The sequence below is a fragment of the Providencia sp. JGM181 genome, from assembly GCF_018257375.1.
GTDB classification, from domain to species: Bacteria; Pseudomonadota; Gammaproteobacteria; order Enterobacterales; family Enterobacteriaceae; genus Providencia; species Providencia lanzhouensis.
On the sequence record NZ_JAERJY010000012.1, the window covers coordinates 22,205 to 38,531 of the forward strand.

Here is a 16,327-nt window from a genome sequence, read left to right on the forward strand (position 1 = left end):
GCATGGGTAGGGAGACTATACCTGTGTCTTTCCTTTGCAATTATTGTTTAGCCTAAGAGGTTACACCTTGTTTGATAGGTATGAAGGCGGTGAACTAGCTGTACTGGTTCATGTCTTTTTTGATCAAGAAAAAGACATTGATAATTTAGCAGAATTTGAGTCTTTAGTGACGTCTGCTGGCGTTAAACCTGTACAAATAGTAACTGGCAGCCGTAAGGCTCCCCATCCAAAATTTTTCGTTGGGGAAGGGAAAGCTGAAGAAATCGCTGAAGCCGTCGAAGCTAGTGGTGCTGATGTGGTGTTATTTAACCACACACTTAGCCCTGCTCAAGAACGTAATCTCGAACGGGTTTGCCAATGTAAGGTCGTTGATCGTACAGGGGTAATTTTAGATATATTTGCACAACGTGCGCGTACGCATGAAGGTAAACTTCAAGTTGAATTAGCTCAATTACGGCATTTATCCACTCGCTTAGTGAGGGGATGGACGCACCTTGAGCGACAAAAAGGCGGGATTGGTTTACGTGGTCCCGGTGAAACTCAGCTTGAAACTGACCGCCGATTACTCAGAGATAAAATCAAACAGATTTTATCTCGTCTCGGACGAGTCGAAAAACAGCGTGAGCAAGGTCGTCAATCAAGAAGCAAAGCAGATATTCCAACTGTTTCCTTGGTGGGCTATACCAACGCCGGAAAATCCAGTTTATTTAATCGGATGACGTCGGCAGATGTTTACGCAGCAGACCAACTGTTTGCTACGTTAGATCCTACTTTACGTCGTATTGATGTTGATGATGTAGGAACTGTCGTTTTAGCGGACACTGTGGGTTTTATTCGCCACCTTCCACATGATCTGGTTGCTGCATTTAAAGCAACTCTGCAAGAAACGCGTGAAGCCACTTTACTGCTCCATGTGATTGATGCAGTTGATGTCCGACTGGATGAAAATATCCAAGCGGTTGACAGTGTGCTGGAAGAAATAGATGCAAATGAAATCCCAACACTTTTAGTGATGAACAAAGTTGATATGCTCGACGATTTTGTCCCGCGTATTGACAGAGATGAGGATAACAAGCCAGTTCGTGTCTGGGTTTCAGCGCAAACAGGTGAAGGTATCCCTTTGTTGCTTCAAGCATTAACGGAACGCCTTTCAGGTGAGATCGCACATTTTGAACTGCGTTTACCACCGAATGAAGGTCGCTTACGGAGTCGTTTTTATCAACTTCAATCCATCGAGCGTGAATGGCAAGAAGAAGACGGCACTATTGGACTTGAGGTGCGTATGCCAATGGTGGATTGGCGACGCTTATGCAAGCAGGAGCAACAATTACCTAACTATGTTGTTTAAAAATGATGTTAAAACAGTTAGTTGACTGAATTAACCGCAACACAGTTAGGCAATGGAATTGATATTAAGAGCCCAATATCCTCGACTTGATTCAAGACGCCCATGGGTGAAATGAATGATGAGAAATATCGCTCTTAGCCCTAAAAATCAATCATAAAGAATGGAGCTAAAACATGGCGTGGAATCAGCCCGGTAATGACGGACAAGACCGCGATCCGTGGGGAAGCGGCAATAAAGGCAGCAACTCTGGCGGGAACAAAGGTGGTCGGAAACCTGGGGCTTATGATCTCGACGATCTCTTTCGTAAAATAGGCAGCAAGCTTGGCGGCGGCGGTAATAAAGGCGGCGGTGAAGGTAATAACAAACAGCCATCACAGCTGAGCGGTCGTTTAGGTATGTTAGCACTTGCTGCGGTTGTCGTAGTATGGGCAGGCTCAGGCTTCTATACCATTAAAGAAAGTGACCGTGGCGTAGTATTACGTTTTGGTGAATATAGTGGTGTTGTCGGACCTGGTCTGAACTGGAAACCAACGTTTATCGATCAAGTCGTTCCTGTGAACGTTGAAACCGTTCGCGAGCAAGCGACTAACGGTATGATGCTGACATCAGATGAAAACGTTATCCGCGTTGAAATGAACGTTCAGTACCGTGTTACCGATCCTGCTCAATACCTGTTCAGCGTGACGAATCCTGATAATAGCCTGCGTCAAGCGCTGGATAGTGCGGTGCGTGGCGTTATTGGTCAATCTGCTATGGAGCAAGTATTGACTACGAATCGAGCCTTTATCCGTGATGTTACGCAGAAAGAGCTAGAAGCAACGATTGCACCATACAAAATGGGTATTACCCTGCTGGACGTCAACTTCCAAGCGGCTCGTCCGCCTGAAGATGTTAAAGCGGCGTTTGATGATGTAATCTCCGCAAGGGAAGAAGAACAAAAAACAATTCGTGAAGCGCATGCTTACCGAAATGAAGTTCTGCCTCTCGCGAAAGGTAACGCGCAACGTATGATCGAAGAAGCTGAAGCTTACAAGGCGAGCGTCGTCTTCAAAGCAGAGGGTGAGGTCGCAAGCTTCGCGAAAATGCTACCTGAATATCGTGCTGCACCAGAAATTACCCGCGAGCGTTTATACATAGAAACGATGGAACGCGTATTAGCAAATACACGTAAAGTAATTGCTAATGATAAGAGCAACAGCATGTTAGTCTTGCCGTTGGATCAAATCATGCGTGGTGCGACGGGCAATACGACTGCGGCACCAAAAGTGAATCAGTCAGCAAGAATGACGAACTCAACGAACAATTCATCTTCTACGAGTTCAGCGCCTGCGCAGCCAAACAATCCTGTGCGTGGTGATGCAGTTAGAGTAGGGAGACAATAATCATGCGTAAGTCATTTATTTTTGTAGTGATTGCTGTTTTAGCCGTTGCCTACGCATCAATCTTTATTGTTCCTCAAACTGAGCGCGGTATTGTATTACGCTTTGGTAAGGTTTTACGTGATTCTGAGAATAAACCCATCGTTTATGAACCAGGTCTGCATTTCAAAGTTCCATTTATTGAAACTGTGAAAATGCTAGATGCACGTATTCAGACGTTAGAAATTCAAGCTGATCGTTACCTGACTAGCGAAAACAAAGACTTAATGGTGGATTCATACCTGAAATGGCGTGTCACTGATTTCAGCCGTTACTATGTAGCGACTGGTGGTGGTAACCCATTCCAAGCAGAAACCCTGTTAAAACGTAAGTTCAGTGACCGTTTACGTTCTGAGTTTGGTCGTTTAAGTGTTAAAGACATCATTACTGACTCTCGTGGTCGTTTAACTGTTGATGTTCGCGATGCACTGAACAAAGGTACAGCAACCGACGAAGCAACCAAAGATGCTGATGCTGCAATTGCAGATGCGGCGGCTCGCGTTGAAAAAGAAACTAACTTGAAGCCACTGGTTGTTAACGCAAACAGTATGGCGGCGTTAGGTATCGAAGTGGTTGACGTGCGTATCAAACGTATTGAATTACCAAATGAAGTTTCTGAAGCCATCTATGCACGTATGCGTGCAGAGCGTGAAGCGGTAGCGCGCCAGCACCGTTCACAAGGTCAAGAAGAAGCAACTAAAATTCGTGCGGTAGCGGATAAGACAGTAACAGAAACACTGGCAGAATCAGAGCGTACAGCGCTGACCCTGCGAGGTGAAGGTGATGCAATGGCAACGAAACTGTTTGCTGATGCATTCAACCAAGACCCAGAGTTTTATGCCTTTATTCGTAGCCTGCGTGCTTATGAGCAAAGCTTCAAAAGTGGTGATGACGTAATGGTGCTTAGCCCAGACACTGATTTCTTCCGCTTTATGAAGGCGCCAACTAAGCTGCGTTCAACGGATTAAATGATAAACAGCTTAAGTTACGTGCAACGAGCTTAAATTACTGTTAATCTAATAAAGAAAAGCCCGCTTCGGTGGGCTTTTTTTCGCCTGTCGTTTTAAGTGATGGATTTTTCAGGGAAAATTTGAGCTGCTCAGGTTGAGAAAATTCACTTTGAGTCTACGACAGAAATAAAACTACCATTTTACTTGCTTTCTAGAAAAAAATTTTTGTAATGCCAAAATATCACTGGAACAGTTCATTTTTGATGGTAGAATTCATTTTTAAGCAACCGAGTGTATTTCGAAATGGGTAAGAACGTTGTCGTACTGGGCACCCAATGGGGTGACGAAGGGAAGGGCAAGATCGTTGACTTGCTGACAGAACGAGCTAAATATGTAGTTCGCTATCAGGGCGGCCATAATGCTGGCCATACTCTTGTTGTAAACGGTGAAAAAACCGTTCTCCACTTAATTCCATCCGGTATTCTTCGTGAAAATGTCATCAGCATCATTGCTAATGGTGTTGTTCTTGCGCCTGATGCTTTAATGAAAGAGATGAAAGAACTGGAAGACCGCGGTGTTCCTGTTCGTGAGCGTTTACGTATCTCTGAAGCATGCCCACTGATCCTGCCTTACCACATCGCATTAGACAATGCGCGTGAAAAAGCGCGTGGAGCAAAAGCTATCGGTACAACTGGTCGTGGCATCGGTCCTGCATACGAAGATAAAGTTGCACGTCGTGGTCTGCGTGTTGGTGACTTATTCGATAAAGCAACTTTCGCCGAAAAATTAAAAGAAATCATCGAATACCATAACTTCCAACTGGTTAACTATTACAAAGAGCCTGCGGTTGATTACCAAGAAACATTAGATTACATCATGTCTGTTGCAGATCTTCTGACTAGCATGGTAATTGATGTTTCTGATTTGCTCTATAAAGCACATCAGAAGAATGAATTAGTGATGTTTGAAGGTGCGCAAGGTACTCTGCTGGATATCGACCACGGTACTTACCCGTATGTAACTTCTTCAAACACAACAGCGGGTGGTGTTGCAACAGGTTCTGGCTTAGGTCCACGTTACGTGAATTACGTACTGGGGATCATCAAGGCTTATTCAACACGTGTTGGTGCGGGTCCATTCCCAACTGAACTGTTCGATGAAACGGGTGAATTCCTGCGTGAGAAAGGCCAAGAATTCGGTGCAACCACGGGTCGTAAGCGTCGTACTGGTTGGTTAGACATCGTAGCTATTAACCGTGCTGTACAAATTAACTCTCTGTCAGGTTTCTGCTTAACTAAGCTGGACGTTTTAGATGGCTTAAAAGAAGTAAAAATCTGTGTAGGTTATCGTCGTAAAGATGGCACTGTGTTAGAAACTACACCTTTAGCAGCTGATGAGTGGGAAGGCTTAGAGCCAGTGTATGAAGTCATGCCTGGTTGGAGCGAAACGACTTTCGGCGTTAAAGAAAGAGGGTTATTACCAAAGGCCGCTTTAGCTTACATCAAACGCATTGAAGAACTGACTGGTATCCCTGTTGATATTATTTCAACTGGCCCAGACCGTTCAGAAACGATGATCCTGCGTGATCCGTTTGACGTTGAGTAATAGACAGAACAGCGCTCACTGAGCGCTGTTTTTTTATCTCTCCCATTTTCCTTCCGATGAATTCCTTTTTGATAAAACGCTAAAATTTTCAGATAATATCCATCAAGTTGAACATTATGTGCCATTACAAGCATCTTTACGTGCAAGGATGGGCTAGACTAAAACTAAGGCGATATACTGTAGAAAATCGTTCAAAATGTACTTTAGATGGTAGCCAGAAAACAAATATAACGAAAATGGCAGATAAGTATTTCACGACATATTTGTAGCACCAAAAAATTTTTGAGGTGATTGTGCAGCTGACAAGTTTTACTGACTATGGGTTACGCGCCCTAATCTACTTAGCCGCTCTAGAAAAAGGGCAAATGACGAGTATTACACAAGTTACTGAAGTATATGGTGTTTCTCGTAATCATATGGTTAAAATTATTAATCAGCTAAGCCACCTTGGCTATGTAAAAGCCACCCGTGGTAAAAATGGCGGGATCGCACTGGGTCAACCGGCGGAATCAATTCGGATCGGTGATGTTGTCCGCGCATTAGAACCACTCACTCTAGTCAATTGTAGTGGCGAGTTTTGCCATATTACGCCCGCTTGCCGCCTAAAAGGTGTGCTGCAAAAGGCAATACAACAATTTTTACAAGAACTAGACCAATATACGCTAGCGGACATGGTCAAAGATAATAGTCCGCTGTATCAATTACTGCTCGATTAATGTCTCAGTAATTTATCACTCTGATGACAATGGAGGTAACAATGTCAAACGATCCTTTTCAGGAAAGAGAAGCAGAAAAATACGAATCCCCAATTCCGAGTAGAGAGTTTATTTTAGATCTCTTATCTAAGCGCACAGCCCCTGCAAACCGTGAAGAAATTGCACAGCTACTCAACCTCTCTACGGAAGATGAATTGGAAGCATTGCGTCGTCGCTTACGTGCGATGGAACGTGATGGACAGTTAGTTTTCACTCGCCGCAAATGTTATGCATTACCAGAACGCATTGACCTATTAAAAGGTAAAGTTATTGGCCACCGTGATGGCTATGGTTTCTTGCGTGTCGAAGGTAAAAAAGAAGATTACTACTTATCTCAAGATGAGATGAAGCGAGCTTTACATGGTGATGTGATTTTGGCTCAACCTTATGGTCAAGACCGTAAAGGGCGTACTGAAGTGCGTGTTGTACGTGTATTAGAGCCGCGCAATAACCAAATTGTTGGACGCTATTTTATTGAAGCAGGAATGGGGTTTGTTGTTCCCGATGATAGCCGTTTAAGTTTCGATATTTTAATTCCGAAAGACAAACAGTGCGGCGCCCGTATGGGTAACGTGGTGGTGGTAGAATTAGAAACTCGCCCACAACGCCGCTCTCAAGCTGTTGGGAATATTATTGAAGTACTCGGTGAAACCATGGGTACGGGTATGGCGGTCGAAATCGCATTACGTACTCATGAAATTCCGCACTCTTGGCCGCCACAAGTGACAAAGCAAGTGGCTGATTACAGTGAAACAGTCCCTGAAGCTGCGAAGAAAGGGCGTGTGGATCTGCGCGATCTTCCACTCGTCACCATCGATGGCGAAGACGCTCGTGACTTCGATGACGCCGTTTACTGTGCACCGAAAAAAGGTGGCGGTTGGCGTTTATGGGTGGCGATTGCGGATGTGAGCTATTATGTCCGCCCACAAACGGCACTGGATACGGAAGCCCATAGCCGTGGTAACTCGGTCTATTTCCCATCCCAAGTTGTGCCAATGCTGCCGGAAGTACTGTCTAACGGGTTATGTTCACTAAACCCAGGCGTAGATCGTCTGTGTATGGTGTGTGAAATGACGGTTTCGGCATCCGGAAAACTCTCTTCATATAAATTCTATGAAGCGGTGATGAGCTCTCACGCGCGTTTAACTTACACCAAAGTGTGGAAAATGCTGCAAGGGGATGAAGAGCTACGCGAGCACTACAAAGCGTTAGTGCCTCATATCGAGCATTTACACCAATTATACAAAGCGTTAGATGCAGCACGTATTGAACGTGGCGCTATCTCGTTTGAATCTGAAGAAGCCAAATTTATCTTCAATGCGGAACGTCGCATTGAGCGTATTGAGCCTGTAGAGCGTAATGATGCACACAAATTAATTGAAGAGTGCATGATTTTAGCTAATATTGCGGCGGCGCGATTTGTTGAGAAAAACGAAGAGCCTGCGCTATATCGTGTGCATGACCGTCCGAAAGAAGAGAGCGTTACGAACTTACGCTCAGTATTCAGCGAGTTAGGTTTAACTCTGCCGGGTGGTATGAAACCAGAGCCAAAAGATTACGCCCAAGTGATGAACGAAGTGGCTGAGCGCCCAGACCATGAGCTATTGCAGACCATGATTTTGCGGTCAATGAAGCAAGCGATTTATGATCCAGAAAACCGAGGTCACTTTGGTTTAGGTCTGAAATCGTATGCGCACTTTACCTCGCCAATTCGTCGTTATCCTGACTTAACCTTGCACCGTGGTATTAAATACCTACTGGCAAAAGAGCATGGTCATGGAGATAAGCGCTGGACGGAAACTGGCGGATGGCACTCCGATATGGACAGCATGCTGCAATTGGGTGAGCACTGCTCACTGACCGAGCGCCGCGCAGATGAAGCTACCCGTGACGTCGCAGATTGGTTAAAATGTGACTTCATGCAAGACCAAGTGGGACAAGTGTTTACTGGACTTATCACTAGCGTGACAGGTTTCGGTTTCTTTGTTCGCTTAAATGACCTATTTATTGATGGCTTAGTGCATATCTCAACCCTTGATAACGACTATTATCGTTATGATGCGGTTGGACAGCGCTTAATTGGTGAATCTTCCGGTACAACTTATCGCCTTGGCGATGAAGTGGAAATCCGTGTAGAAGCGGTACATATGGATGAGCGCACCATTGATTTTGCTTTAATTTCAACGACACGAAAAGCGAAAAACCCGGGTAAAACCACGCGGGATAAGATGAAGAAAGAAGTTAAAAATGCGACACGTTCAGCCCGTCGAAAAGGCGATGTGAGCAAAGAGAAAAACTTCGAACCTGATTCTGCATTTCGTCGTTCAGAGAAAAAAAGCAAGAAAGACAGCAAAGACGCGAAACCTGAAGGTAAAGGAAACGGTAAAGCGAAAAGCAAAAAGCCGTCCGATAAAACCAAAAAAATCAGTGCCAAGTTAAAAGCAAAACGCGTGGCGAAAAAATCCCAAAAACAAGAGGGATAAGCGCGTTTCATGATACAAGGTGGCGGGCAATCGCCACCTTTTGATTTTCCACCTATTTAATGTTCTCAACCTAAAAGATATTTATGAGCGAAATTATTTACGGCATTCACGCAGTGAAAGCCCTGCTTGAGCGTTCTCCGCAACGTATTAAAGAAGTCTATATTTTAAAAGGTCGTGAAGACCGCCGCCTGATGCCTATCGTTCATGAAATCGAAGCGTTGGGCATTGTGGTGCAAGTGGCAAATCGCCAATGGATGGACGCACAAACTGAAGGTGCGGTACACCAAGGGATTATCGCCAATGTGTTAGCCGGTAAACAGTATCAAGAAGGGGATCTTCCAGATTTACTGGAAAGCACCGAATCGCCATTTTTACTGATCCTCGACGGTGTGACTGACCCACATAACTTAGGTGCGTGTTTACGTAGTGCAGACGCAGCCGGTGTTCATGCAGTGATTGTTCCTAAAGACAAATCCGCACAATTGAACGCAACCGCGAAGAAAGTGGCATGTGGCGCGGCGGAAAATGTTCCGCTGATCCGGGTGACTAACTTGGCAAGAACCTTACGTTTACTGCAAGAGTACAATGTGTGGATTGTCGGCACCGCTGGCGAAGCTGACCATAACTTGTATCAAAGTAAGCTGACAGGCTCTATTGCACTCGTGATGGGCGCGGAAGGTGAAGGTATGCGTCGTTTGACTCGCGAACATTGTGACGAGCTGATTAGCATCCCAATGGCGGGCTCAGTTTCATCGCTGAACGTCTCTGTGGCAACGGGCGTGTGCCTGTTTGAAGCAGTACGTCAACGCATTGCCAAATAAATCATAAAATAATTTTTGCTTAATTTGTCTCCATCTCTTGAGTTTTTTATCTGGGATGGGTATAGTTACGCGTCAATTTTTTAGCCGCACTCAACAAGTTCCTTGCCTCCGCGGGCCGCGGTTAACCCAGACAGGAGGCTAATAATCCGTAAGGAGCAACTACTAATGCGTCATTACGAAATCGTTTTTATGGTCCATCCTGACCAAAGCGAACAGGTTCCGGGCATGATCGAGCGTTACAGTGCTGTTATCACTAACGCACAAGGTCAGATTCACCGTCTGGAAGACTGGGGCCGTCGTCAACTGGCTTACCCAATCAACAAACTGCACAAAGCTCACTATGTTCTGCTGAACGTAGAAGCTCCACAGGAAGCGATTGATGAGCTGGAAACTAACTTCCGCTTCAACGATGCCGTTATCCGCAGCATGGTTATGCGCTTAAAACACGCAGTAACAGAAGCTTCTCCAATGGTCAAAGCCAAAGACGAACGTCGCGGCCGTGACATGTCTGATGATTATCAAGACGAAGAAGCAGAAGAAACTGGGGATTCTGAAGAGTAATTGCTCAGGTGATCACTAATCGTCTGGTGCTGACAGGCACAGTCTGTAAAGCATTGATTCGAAAAGTGAGTCCGTCCGGCATTCCACATTGCCAGTTTGTTTTAGAACATCGTTCTGGACAACAGGAAGCTGGAATGTCACGGCAAGCATGGTGCAGAATGCCCGTCATTGCCAGCGGACAAGCCTTACAAACCCATACTCACAGTATAACGGTCGGCAGTCTGATTACTGTTACAGGTTTCATTAGTACCCATCAGGGACGTAATGGAATCAGTAAATTAGTCTTACATGCCGAGCAGATTGATTTGATAGATTCTGGAGACTAGCCATATGGCACGTTATTTCCGTCGTCGCAAGTTCTGCCGTTTCACAGCGGAAGGCGTTCAAGAGATCGACTATAAAGATATCGCAACGCTGAAAAACTATATCACTGAAAGTGGTAAAATTGTACCAAGCCGTATCACCGGTACTCGTGCAAAATATCAACGCCAGCTCGCTCGTGCTATCAAGCGCGCTCGCTACCTGTCTCTGTTACCATACACTGATCGTCATCAGTAATTGGTACAGTCCATTAACGACTAATAGAGGATAAGGTAATGCAAGTTATTCTGCTTGATAAAGTAGCTAACCTAGGTAGCCTGGGTGACCAAGTTAACGTTAAATCGGGCTACGCTCGTAACTTCTTAGTACCACAGGGCAAAGCTGTTCCTGCAACTAAGAAAAACGTTGAATTCTTCGAAGTTCGCCGCGCTGAACTGGAAGCTAAATTAGCTGACGTTCTGGCAGCAGCACAGGCTCGTGCAGCAGCTGTTACTGCGCTGGGTTCTGTTACTCTGGCTTCTAAAGCTGGTGACGAAGGTAAACTGTTCGGTTCAATCGGTACTCGTGACATCGCTGACGCAATCACTGCGGCTGGCGTTAAAGTTGCGAAAAGCGAAGTTCGCCTGCCAAACGGCGTTCTGCGTACTACTGGTGACCACGAAGTTCACTTCCAGTTACACAGCGATGTTTTCGCAGAGCTGAACGTTATCATCGTTGCTGAGTAATCAATAATGATGATAGTTGCCACTGTTAACGCGGTGGCACAATAAAAAAACACCGGGAATCCGGTGTTTTTTTATTTCTAACGTATGCAAAACTTACTGATTAACTGAACATTGGTAATCCAGCAATTCTCCCGCACTACCTAAATTAAACTGCCAAACATCCATCCGATTCGCTAATAATACCATCGAACCATCTTTCAGCTCCGTCACCGCCAGTCCATAGTTCCCCATGCTGTCATTATGTGCTTGAACATATTCATTTAGCTGCTTGAAAGGGCTTTGTTGGCTATCTAACTTTTTCGCCCAATATTCATGCCCTTCCAATTCCACTGGAAAAACATGCCACTCAGATTTAATCGCATCTGCATGTTGGTTAACTAGCTCAATAACCTGCGGTTTTAGGCAAGCAATATGGATATGAAGTTGATCTTGGGAACGCCCATATTGTGAATTAATCGCTAAAGCGAGTTTATCATCGCTAATAACGGGTTGACCCGCGGGGCTAACACTCTCACGTTCATTCCAGGCAAGCGTAAAGTAATCCGGACTATTATCTTCGAGTAATAAAGGGGATTCGATACCACTGACTCTATCGGTTGGCAGTACCAAATTATGAACCGGGCCTTTTTTATCTTTGAAGAGTACATAGCGATTGTCTAAATCCACTTTCATGCAAGATGGATTACGCTGGTCAGGATCATTGATAGCAATGCACTGCTGGCTAATGATATTCCACAGCCCATCTGCATGGTATTTAATCCATGAAATATAGCCAATAAGACTGAGTAGTAGGAGTAAAACTACGGCGGCAATAATTTTAATGAGTTTCTTTTTGCAGGTATTGTTGTTTTTCTGCATAGATTGTCCTGTTCTTTTCCCTGTTTAACTATTAAGTGTAATAAAGAACAGTGATTATACGTAGTTTATGGTGAGAAACGTCATCAAATAACGTCTCAATTGAATTTTTATTCTGAAAATAAAAGAAAGGTCGGGGTATTGTATGAAATCCCCGACGTTAAAATATAAATTAAGGTGTTCGGTAATAGCTACCATCGCTTAAGCGTGTAAAGCTATAGGTTTGACCGTTGGTTGCTGTAATTTCCAGCTGTTGAACTTCACCTTTCCCATTGGCTTTCAATCGGATTTTCTGCCCTTGCTGCAAGTTGCTAAGGGGTTTTTCTGAGCCTTCAGCTTTTGCCATGATAAAGGCATCATTTGCCTGCAAGTTATTATCACGAAATAGCTGCGCCAATGTTTTTCCTTTCTGAACGCGATAATTCTGCCATTCATTAGCTGACGGGCGTGTGGTTGGTGGCGTGGATGGCTGTGATGGCACGCTGGTGCTTGGCTGCTGTGTCAGCTGAGATGTTTGCGGCTCTTGAATAATTTCAGGTTCACTTGGCAATGATGGTGATGTATCTGGGATGTTGGTTGTCGGTTGTTCTGGCTGCGATAACACCGTATCCGGGATTGGATTAGGCTGCGAAGTCGGTGGGATCACGATAGGTTGGTTTGGCACATTGCTTGTATTATTTTGCGTGGAATTAGATTTATCGCCAGTAGGCCAAAATAAGGCAGCAATAACGATCAGCGCTAAAATAGCAATTCCATAGCGATGAAAAGTGGATAGTCTCAACATGACCCCTCCTATATTTGAGGAATAATTAATCACAGACGTTTTAACGCATACTAGCACTATTTACGCGTAAATTAACAAGTTGAAGACTAATTTAGGAGAACACTGAATAATTTAGACAGTTTTATTCTTCCGTGGTCGGGTTTAGGTTTACCCATAGGAAAGGGGCTGCTATCCTTGGTTTTTCTCAAAAATGAAATGGGTATTTTCATGGCAAACCAAAACTTTGATTCAGTAGAAGCTCAAGCGAGCTATGGCATTGGTCTACAAATTGGACAGCAATTATTAGAATCAGGACTAGAAGGTTTAGTTCCAGACGCAATTTTAGCGGGTCTGACTGATTCTTTAGAAGGCAACATGCCATCAGTTCCAGTTGAAGCTCTGCATAAAGCACTGCGTGAAATGCACGAGCGTGCAGATGCAGTTCGCCAAGAGCGTCAAAAAGAACTGGCTGCAGAAGGTCAAAAATTCTTAGATGAAAACCAGAAGAAAGACGGCGTATCGACTACTGAGTCTGGTTTGCAATTCTCTGTGATCAACCAAGGTGAAGGCGCAATCCCAGCGCGTTCTGACCGTGTTCGCGTTCATTACACCGGTCGTTTAATTGACGGTACTGTGTTCGACAGCTCCGTACAGCGCGGTCAGCCAGCAGAATTCCCAGTAAGCGGCGTGATCCCAGGTTGGATTGAAGCGCTGACATTAATGCCAGTGGGTTCAAAATGGGAATTATATATTCCTCATGAATTAGCTTACGGTGAGCGTGGTGCTGGCGCATCCATTCCTCCATTCAGCACCCTCGTTTTCGAAGTTGAGTTACTGGAAATTTTATAATTTTCTGACTGACTTACAGAAAAGAATAATCGCCTCATTCGCTTGCCATTTTGGTATAGCTAATGAGGCTTTTTTATTAGCGTAAATATTCTGCTCTTGTTACTCTTAAAGGCTTAGTGTCATTAGGGGAAATAAAATGCGCCAACAACTCTGTACACTTGTCCGAGAGGCGGGTGATGCCATCATGAAAATCTACAATGGGCATGCGCCATTGCAGGTTGAACATAAACAAGATGATTCCCCTGTCACGGCTGCGGATATTGCCGCCCATCAAATCATCAAGGAGGGGCTTTCACGTTTAGCACCTGATATCCCTCAACTTTCAGAAGAAGATCCACCAGAATGGCCTGTACGTCGTGATTGGCAGCGTTACTGGCTTATTGACCCATTGGATGGAACTAAAGAATTCATTAATCGCAATGGTGACTTCACCGTGAATATTGCGTTAATTGAAAATGGCATTCCAGTCATGGGGGTGGTTTTCGCACCCGCAAAAGGGTTGATGTATTACGCCGAAGGCTCTCAAGCGTGGAAAGAAGAGCATGGGCAAGTTCAGCGTATTCATGTCAAAGCTGCGACGCCACCTGTGGTGGTGATCAGTCGTTCTCATCAAGACTCCCAATTGATGGCGTACCTCGCTAACCTTCCAGATCATCGCACTGCGGAGATAGGTTCATCGCTAAAATTCTGCCTAGTGGCTGAAGGCAGCGCACAGTTATACCCACGTTTTGGACCTACCAATATCTGGGATACAGCCGCAGGACATGCAGTGGCATTAGGTGCTGGGGCTAGCGTGGTGGATTGGCAGGGAAATACACTGGATTATTCCCCGAGAGAGTCTTTTTTGAACCCCGGTTTTGAATGTCGTTAAGATAGCGAAAATAGCAAGATAATAAAAAGTCGGGTAGCTAATGATTAACTTACCCGACTTGAACAACATGATTCAATGCTTAGTTATCTAATTGCAGCACTTTAGCTGTTGCAGTACGAATATCTAAACATGCTTTTGCATCCTGTTTTAAATCAATTCCATAAGTTGGAATGATAGTCTTCAATCGAGCTTCCCAACCATCCGCAGAGAGTTGATCTGCAAAGCAGGTTTTCAGTACGTTGAGGGCGATAAACGCAGCAGTCGATGCGCCCGGTGATGCACCCATTAATACGGTGAATGATTTATCTGCACTCGTAATCAGCTCAGTACCGAACTCTAACACGCCTTTTTTCACTGGATCCGGTTTAATGATCTGAACGCGTTGACCTGCGACCACTTCTTTCCAATCTTCACGCTGCGCATCAGGATAGAATTTTTGCAGCATAGAGAATTGATGGGCAGACGTTTGCAGCACTTGTCCCACGAGATATTCAGCCAACGACCAATCATCTTTCGCGATGGCAAGCATCGGTTCAATATTGTTCAATCGGATGGAATCAAACAGATCCAAATAAGATCCATGTTTTAGGAACTTACTCGAAAAACCCGCATACGGGCCAAACAGTAAAGAGCGTTTTCCGCCGATGATACGGGTATCTAAATGCGGTACAGACATCGGTGGCGAGCCTTTATCGGCTTTTCCGTAAACTTTGGCGTGGTGGCGAGCCGCCACTTTTTCATCATCACAGCGTAGCCAAATTCCACTCACAGGGAATCCGCCGTAGCCTTTACCTTCCGGAATACCGGATTTTTGCAGTAATTCAATGGCGCGACCACCGGCTCCCACAAACACAAATTTTGCGAACGTAATGGTTTTTTCGTGAGTCAGAAGGTTCTTCACTTCCACATTCCAGCGCCCATCAGGCGTCTGTGTCACATCAATCACTTCATGTTTATAGTGAAGAGAAAACCCGTTCTGTTCGCTCAGTTGCGCCATCAATAAGTGGGTTAAGGCACCGTAATCTACATCAGCCCCAGTAACGACACGGGTAACCGCAATTTTTTCATTAGGATCACGGCCTTCAACCACTAATGGCGTCCACTCATCAATCTGTTTTAGGTCATCGCTGTATTCCATATTGTGGTAACAGTGATGGGCAGACATTTGACGGAAACGTTGTTGTAAAAACTTGATGTTGTCTGCACCAGATACAAAGCTCATGTGCGGACAAGGATGGATAAAGTCCCGTGGATTTTTGATTTTGCCTTTGGTGACTAAGTAGGACCATAGCTGACGAGACAGGTCAAATTCAGTGTTTACTTCAAGGGCTTTGCTGATATCTACCGTGCCATCAGGGTTTGGCGGGGTATAGTTCATTTCACAGTTTGCTGCGTGACCTGTCCCCGCGTTATTCCATGGATGGGAACTCTCTTGGGCACAATCATTTAATCTTTCGAATATCGCGATAGTGAGATTTGGCTCCAGCTCTTTAAGAAAAGTGCCGAGGGTGGCGCTCATGATCCCCGCACCGATTAGCGCGATATCAACATTTTCTGCAATGGGTTTAGTCATGGAAATCCCTATTTTTTATTCGGAGTGAAACACAAGTCTGTACCGTCTTGATACACCACATAAGCGCGTCTCCAAGGTTCATCACCAATCAGACGCCATTTGTGTCCTGTTCCGGTGTTGTCTTGAGCAAGCAGAATGTCACCTGGTTTGATAATAAATGTGGAGCCATCTTTGGTTTCGAACTCTAAGGTACCAGTGAGGGTGATTACATAGCGAGGAACGGGGTCTTTATGCCAATCCCACGAGCCACCTGAAACGGTTTCGCGGAAGGTGAGTTCACTGACGGCAATGGCAGGGCTTTGGTCATCTCCACGAGCAACACCATTCAGTTCAATGGTGCCTTCTTCAAACAGAGAGTTACCGTCTTCACCTGTCCACATACGAATACAACGGATCATCTTATTTAGCTCCTTAACTTAAGATTAATAT

At 44.9% G+C, this 16,327-nt stretch carries 17 protein-coding genes; 13 read left to right on the top strand and 4 right to left on the bottom strand.

Features of this window, described 5'->3' with window-relative positions; translation table 11 throughout:
• Positions 1-67: 67 nt before the first annotated feature.
• From hflX to rplI, 11 genes are all read left to right on the top strand, one after another.
• Positions 68-1,348, top strand: coding sequence for a ribosome rescue GTPase HflX (gene hflX, locus JK188_RS03490; RefSeq protein WP_211886844.1), 1,281 nt, complete (start codon positions 68-70; stop codon positions 1,346-1,348).
• A 173-nt stretch (positions 1,349-1,521) separates the two neighbouring features.
• Positions 1,522-2,730 (top strand): FtsH protease activity modulator HflK, encoded by a 1,209-nt coding sequence (gene hflK / locus JK188_RS03495; protein ID WP_154628847.1) that lies wholly within the window; start codon positions 1,522-1,524, stop codon positions 2,728-2,730.
• A 2-nt stretch (positions 2,731-2,732) separates the two neighbouring features.
• A complete protein-coding gene (gene hflC, locus JK188_RS03500) occupies positions 2,733-3,734 on the top strand; it encodes a protease modulator HflC (protein WP_132496337.1) in 1,002 nt (333 codons plus the stop codon).
• A gap of 285 nt (positions 3,735-4,019) precedes the next feature.
• Positions 4,020-5,321: an adenylosuccinate synthase gene (locus tag JK188_RS03505; RefSeq protein ID WP_211886846.1), complete on the top strand. Its 1,302-nt coding sequence runs from the start codon at positions 4,020-4,022 to the stop codon at positions 5,319-5,321.
• Positions 5,322-5,614: 293 nt separating this feature from the next.
• Complete coding sequence (nsrR, locus tag JK188_RS03510; RefSeq protein WP_036948950.1) at positions 5,615-6,037, top strand: nitric oxide-sensing transcriptional repressor NsrR; 423 nt, start codon at positions 5,615-5,617, stop codon at positions 6,035-6,037.
• Between the two features lie 41 nt (positions 6,038-6,078).
• Entirely contained in the window at positions 6,079-8,559 is a 2,481-nt protein-coding gene (gene rnr / locus JK188_RS03515; RefSeq protein ID WP_211886848.1) for a ribonuclease R, read from the top strand.
• 83 nt (positions 8,560-8,642) lie between these two features.
• Positions 8,643-9,380, top strand: a complete 738-nt coding sequence (rlmB, locus tag JK188_RS03520; protein WP_154603050.1) for a 23S rRNA (guanosine(2251)-2'-O)-methyltransferase RlmB — start codon at positions 8,643-8,645, stop codon at positions 9,378-9,380.
• A gap of 165 nt (positions 9,381-9,545) precedes the next feature.
• Positions 9,546-9,941: a 30S ribosomal protein S6 gene (rpsF, locus tag JK188_RS03525; protein ID WP_006657979.1), complete on the top strand. Its 396-nt coding sequence runs from the start codon at positions 9,546-9,548 to the stop codon at positions 9,939-9,941.
• 8 nt (positions 9,942-9,949) lie between these two features.
• Positions 9,950-10,267: a primosomal replication protein N gene (gene priB, locus JK188_RS03530; protein WP_036948958.1), complete on the top strand. Its 318-nt coding sequence runs from the start codon at positions 9,950-9,952 to the stop codon at positions 10,265-10,267.
• A 4-nt stretch (positions 10,268-10,271) separates the two neighbouring features.
• Positions 10,272-10,499: a 30S ribosomal protein S18 gene (gene rpsR / locus JK188_RS03535; protein WP_000135199.1), complete on the top strand. Its 228-nt coding sequence runs from the start codon at positions 10,272-10,274 to the stop codon at positions 10,497-10,499.
• 38 nt (positions 10,500-10,537) lie between these two features.
• Positions 10,538-10,987: a 50S ribosomal protein L9 gene (gene rplI / locus JK188_RS03540; RefSeq protein WP_211886850.1), complete on the top strand. Its 450-nt coding sequence runs from the start codon at positions 10,538-10,540 to the stop codon at positions 10,985-10,987.
• 93 nt (positions 10,988-11,080) lie between these two features.
• Here the strand turns inward: rplI and JK188_RS03545 are convergent, their stop codons facing one another.
• Both JK188_RS03545 and JK188_RS03550 read right to left on the bottom strand, forming a co-directional pair.
• Positions 11,081-11,845, bottom strand: coding sequence for a CDP-diacylglycerol diphosphatase (locus JK188_RS03545; RefSeq protein WP_211886851.1), 765 nt, complete (start codon positions 11,843-11,845; stop codon positions 11,081-11,083).
• A gap of 169 nt (positions 11,846-12,014) precedes the next feature.
• Positions 12,015-12,626 (bottom strand): LysM-like peptidoglycan-binding domain-containing protein, encoded by a 612-nt coding sequence (locus JK188_RS03550; protein WP_211886853.1) that lies wholly within the window; start codon positions 12,624-12,626, stop codon positions 12,015-12,017.
• A gap of 207 nt (positions 12,627-12,833) precedes the next feature.
• On the opposite strand from JK188_RS03550, the gene JK188_RS03555 reads away from it, so the two are divergent.
• Positions 12,834-13,454, top strand: coding sequence for a peptidylprolyl isomerase (locus tag JK188_RS03555; protein WP_036949262.1), 621 nt, complete (start codon positions 12,834-12,836; stop codon positions 13,452-13,454).
• Positions 13,455-13,590: 136 nt separating this feature from the next.
• Entirely contained in the window at positions 13,591-14,325 is a 735-nt protein-coding gene (gene cysQ, locus JK188_RS03560; protein WP_211886855.1) for a 3'(2'),5'-bisphosphate nucleotidase CysQ, read from the top strand.
• Positions 14,326-14,404: 79 nt separating this feature from the next.
• Here the strand turns inward: cysQ and mqo are convergent, their stop codons facing one another.
• On the bottom strand, positions 14,405-15,898 hold the full coding sequence (mqo, locus tag JK188_RS03565) for a malate dehydrogenase (quinone) (protein ID WP_211886858.1): 1,494 nt from the start codon (positions 15,896-15,898) through the stop codon (positions 14,405-14,407).
• Between the two features lie 8 nt (positions 15,899-15,906).
• Entirely contained in the window at positions 15,907-16,296 is a 390-nt protein-coding gene (locus JK188_RS03570) for a hypothetical protein (RefSeq protein WP_211886860.1), read from the bottom strand.
• Positions 16,297-16,327 lie beyond the last annotated feature (31 nt).